Source organism: Halalkalibacterium halodurans (assembly GCF_004376175.1).
Taxonomy (GTDB): Bacteria; Bacillota; Bacilli; order Bacillales; family Bacillaceae_D; genus Halalkalibacterium; species Halalkalibacterium halodurans.
The window spans coordinates 1-4466 of record NZ_SNUY01000118.1; the positions used below are offsets into that span (position 1 = coordinate 1).

Sequence of the window (4466 nt, forward strand, 5' to 3'; positions counted from 1 at the left end):
GACACAATTACTGTAGTGGGACTTGGGGTGACTGGCAAGTCTTTTTTTGTTTACGCACAAAAATTTAGTGCAGGACTCTGCATTTTTCCTTTGCAAAGCTCTGCACTTTTATTTTGCCATACACATTTAAGCATCTTACGGTTGCAGCCATCTGGACACTAACAAATGATATTATGGACTATTCATTAGGGATTTTTCCTTGGGTATATTCTGGATTACATCCATATTTACACTATATTTATGGATTCACTGTATCTTTGAGTTTCATTAGTATTCTTTTGGTTTATAGATTAGTGGCACGAAAGAATGTGAAGACGTCGCTCTAGTGTTCATTATCTATTTGCAAAAAACGATTGGGCTCCACTAAGCTCAATCGTTTTTTCGTGTTTTTCATTTTGTTTATTTTTTTACGATTTCTCCATAAAAAGAACAAACATCGATTGTATCATAAAACATACTCTCTGAAGTATAACAACACGAAAAAAAGATAGTTTGAGGTGGAGCACATGTGTGGGTTTGTTGGATATATAAACGACCAAGAAGAAGGGGTCGAAAAGAATAAAAGTAAGATAATCGATATGTTGAATTCAATCGTTCATCGTGGGCCTGATGACTCAGGATACTTTGTCGATCATCATGTCGTCTTTGGATTTAGAAGACTTAGTATCATCGATTTGGAACATGGGCGGCAACCGATTTCTTATGAAAATAATCGTTATTGGATGGTATTTAATGGCGAAATATATAATTACAAAGAATTGCGACATCGGTTAGAAAAAAAGGGGTGCACGTTTAACACGTCGTCGGACTCGGAAACGATTTTGGCTCTTTTTAGTCTGAAAAAGGAACAGGCCTTCGCTGAGCTTCGGGGAATGTTTGCGATTCTGATTTGGGACAAGCAGGAGAACGTCCTCTATGGAGCGAGAGATCCTTTTGGCATTAAGCCTTTATATTATGCGTATGGAGAAAATGAACATGAAATCTACTTTGCTTCGGAAAAGAAAAGTTTATCATTGATACAAGATAAGGAGTCTTTAAATGAAGAAGCACTCCATCACTATTTGACGTTTCAATATGTTCCGGAGCCACTGACGATGACAAAGGGGACGTTGAAAATTGAGCCAGGTTGTTATTTCATCAAAAAGCAACATCAAAGAATGACAATTAGAAAGTACTGGGAACCATCGTTTAAACCAGCGCAGGGAGACAAGGAAACCAGTTCAAAAAATATTGTTCAAGCTTTAGAAGAATCGGTCAAATGCCATATGGTAAGCGATGTCCCTTTGGGCTCCTTCTTATCAGGGGGAATTGATTCAACGTGTATCGTGGCTTTAGCGAAACAAATTAACCCCAATATCAAAACGTTTACGGTTGGTTTTGAGCAATACGGCTATAGCGAGATCGAACCAGTCAAACAAACGGCAGAGGCCCTGAAGGTTGACAATACGTATTACCAAATTTCAGTAGATGAATTTATGCAGGAGCTTCCGAAAATCATCTGGCATCTAGATGACCCCGTTGCCGATCCAGCTGCCATTCCTCTTTACTTTCTTGCTCGTGAAGCGGCGAAACAGGTGAAGGTTGTTTTATCCGGTGAAGGAGCGGACGAGCTATTTGGAGGTTACCGAATCTATAAGGAGCCACTATCTCTTCGTCCCCTGACCCGGCTTCCGGATGGCGGGAAGAAAATGATGAAATTCATTACGGAAAGAGTTCCATATAAAATAAAGGGTAAAAACTTCCTTGAACGGGGACTTACTCCTATTGAAGAGCGTTATATCGGAAATGCAAAAATGTTTTCAGAAGCGGACAAAGGAACCATCTTAAAAAACTATCACTCAGATTTTAACTATCAAAAAGTCACGGAACTATTCTATCATCGCATTCAGCATTTGGATGATATGACGAAAATGCAGTATATCGACCTACAGACATGGTTGAGAGGGGATATACTCGTAAAAGCGGATCGAATGACGATGGCGCACTCACTAGAGTTACGAGTTCCGTTTTTAGATAAGGAAGTCTTTCGAATCGCTGCAGATTTACATCCATCATTAAAAGTAAGTAAAGCCCAAACGAAAATTGCTCTCAGGGAAGCAGTCAGTCATATTGTTCCAGAACATATCGTGAATCGGGCAAAGTTAGGGTTCCCTGTCCCGATTCGACTTTGGTTGCAAAATGAATGTATGACTGGGCCTATGATTTAATTATGACTAGTCAGACTGATTATCTATTCAAAAAAGAAGAAATCATCAAGCTACTTGAGCAGCATCGGAAAATCAACCTAGGTGAAAACTCAATGTTAAAAAGTAAGACTGATTATAGTCGTCCATTATGGACCGTACTAACCTTTATGTTGTGGCATCAAATTTTCATTGAAAAAATCTATGATTTTGACTCACCAAGAGAGTCTCTTGTTGAATCGACTTACTAAAGAATCATATTTAAAAGTCGACTTATCAAAGCAAAAAGAATCTAGAGAGGGAGGCACAGGACATGAGCGAAAAATATTTAATCCCTGTTCTTTTTTTCCTAGCGGTTATCTTTGCTATTGTGGTCATCATTAATCCATTTTCTTCTGACTCAAAAGCAGAACAAAGTCAGAAGTGGGAAGAGATTAACCAGGAAGAAGTTCTGAAGGAAATTGGGAACGAGAATGCAGTATTCGTTGACTTGCGAGAGAAAGAACTCTATGCGGAAGGTCACATACCAGGTGCAATCAACATCCCTTATGAGGTCTTTCAGCAGCGATACGACGAATTAGATGAGGATAAACGAGTCGTTTTAATTTGCCATACGGGGCGGATGGGTATCGAAAGCGCAGGTTTTCTTGTAAAGCAGGGCTTTGATGATGTCGCAAACTTCGGTGGGGGAATGACGATGTGGGATGGACCGCTGGATACCGAATAAATAGCAAGGCCAGCATTGAAGGAAATTCAATGCTGGCCTTTGTTTATTCTGATTCAGTAACCATTACTGTGGCGATCATGCCTGCCTCTTTATGTCCGGGGATGGTACATACCGCTTGATATGTCCCAGGTTCGGTGAAAGTAAAAGAAAGACTGTCAGATCCGCCGGGTAGGGCATGAAGATGATAATCTAACCCTTTAATTTCAAAGTCATGTTCTTCTGAACCATTATTTGTGAGTGTAAACGTAATTTCCTCGTTCTGTGATACTTGAATTTGTCCAGGGGTAAATTGATATTCACCGGCATCAATCATCACTACTCGGTTCTCTGAATGAGATGAGTGAAGACTCGAACCATTGCTCACCTCAAAAGAATAACCATGAAAACTAAAAATGAAGAAACAAACGACTAAAAAATAAGGCAACGGTTGAAAAAGGGACGTGCTTCTTTTTCCCACCTTATTAATTTCAGAAACCTGCAGCAAGTAAACCAAAAAGAAAACCCCAACCGTTAACAGACTTATGATATTTAGTAACTGGTTCTGATTTTCGGGTGGGACCATTAGACCGAGCATCGTTCCCATCATTCCACCCATGATTCCCGACATGAGCCCATCTAAAATGGCTGTTAAGGAAAAGGGATAACCTGCAATCACACCAATGAGACCCCCGATGAGCATACTGATAATCGTGACTTCGAAAAAAGATTCAGGGTATAGGATAGCAGATAGTGTTCCTACACTTATCCCAACAATCATTCCTACCGTCATCGAAATAACCATACCCACCATATGGCTAAGTTTTTCTCGATACATATATGCAAAGATGATTAACCAGCTAAGTAAAAGAATAAAAACCACACTGAGCATCGTTGACTGTATCAATCCTTTGGCTCCTTTCTTATGTTGTTAGTTCAATCTTATTAACGAGGAAGATTGAATATGTACAAGTATTGGAATGAAAATTTTTAAGTTTCAACACAGATTGTTCAAATTTGTCTCCTATACTGAAGAAACATAATAAGAGAGAGGGGAAGTCAATTGGAACCATTGAATCGAATCGCACTTGAATTTGGACCGTTCACTATCTATTGGTATGGCATTATTATCATGACGGGGGTTTTCCTAGGCTTTTGGTTAGCGGACAGAGAAGCAAACCGACACGGTCTTCCGAAAGGATTTTTCTCAGACCTGCTGCTCTATGCATTGCCGATTTCGATCATAGCAGCAAGACTGTACTATGTTATTTTTCGTTGGGAATATTTCAGTCAAAATCCACATGAAATTATCGCTGTTTGGGAAGGCGGTATTGCCATTCATGGAGCGTTAATCGGGGCTTTTCTGACCGCATACTTCTATTCCAAAAAGAAACATGTTTCTTTTTGGAAGGTAGCTGATATCGCTGCGCCAAGTCTTATCCTTGCTCAAGGAAGGCTCTATAATATTTGTTGGGGTTAAGAAACAAATATGAGCATAAAAAAACACGCAAACATCCAATTCTTTTATACTTGAGTTGACTAGAAACAAGTTTGAAAGAATGGAGTTGCGTGCATATGAA

At 39.5% G+C, this 4466-nt stretch carries 4 protein-coding genes and 1 pseudogene; 4 read left to right on the top strand and 1 reads right to left on the bottom strand.

Going from position 1 to position 4466, the window contains the following annotated elements; all coding sequences use genetic code 11:
* Nucleotides 1-113 precede the first annotated feature (113 nt).
* The 3 genes and pseudogenes from E2L07_RS20085 (at nt 114) to E2L07_RS20095 (ending at nt 2910) form a co-directional block, all read left to right on the top strand.
* Nucleotides 114-326: a DUF1405 domain-containing protein gene (locus E2L07_RS20085; RefSeq protein WP_243855024.1), complete on the top strand. Its 213-nt coding sequence runs from the start codon at nt 114-116 to the stop codon at nt 324-326.
* Nucleotides 327-506: 180 nt separating this feature from the next.
* Nucleotides 507-2434: pseudogene (gene asnB / locus E2L07_RS20090) on the top strand (asparagine synthase (glutamine-hydrolyzing)).
* A gap of 62 nt (nt 2435-2496) precedes the next feature.
* Nucleotides 2497-2910: a rhodanese-like domain-containing protein gene (locus E2L07_RS20095; RefSeq protein ID WP_134230485.1), complete on the top strand. Its 414-nt coding sequence runs from the start codon at nt 2497-2499 to the stop codon at nt 2908-2910.
* A gap of 43 nt (nt 2911-2953) precedes the next feature.
* On the opposite strand, the gene E2L07_RS20100 is transcribed toward E2L07_RS20095, so the two are convergent.
* Nucleotides 2954-3793 (bottom strand): cupredoxin domain-containing protein, encoded by an 840-nt coding sequence (locus tag E2L07_RS20100; protein ID WP_134230486.1) that lies wholly within the window; start codon nt 3791-3793, stop codon nt 2954-2956.
* Between the two features lie 156 nt (nt 3794-3949).
* On the opposite strand from E2L07_RS20100, the gene lgt reads away from it, so the two are divergent.
* On the top strand, nt 3950-4366 hold the full coding sequence (lgt, locus tag E2L07_RS20105) for a prolipoprotein diacylglyceryl transferase (protein ID WP_338121511.1): 417 nt from the start codon (nt 3950-3952) through the stop codon (nt 4364-4366).
* The last annotated feature ends 100 nt before the right edge of the window (nt 4367-4466 follow it).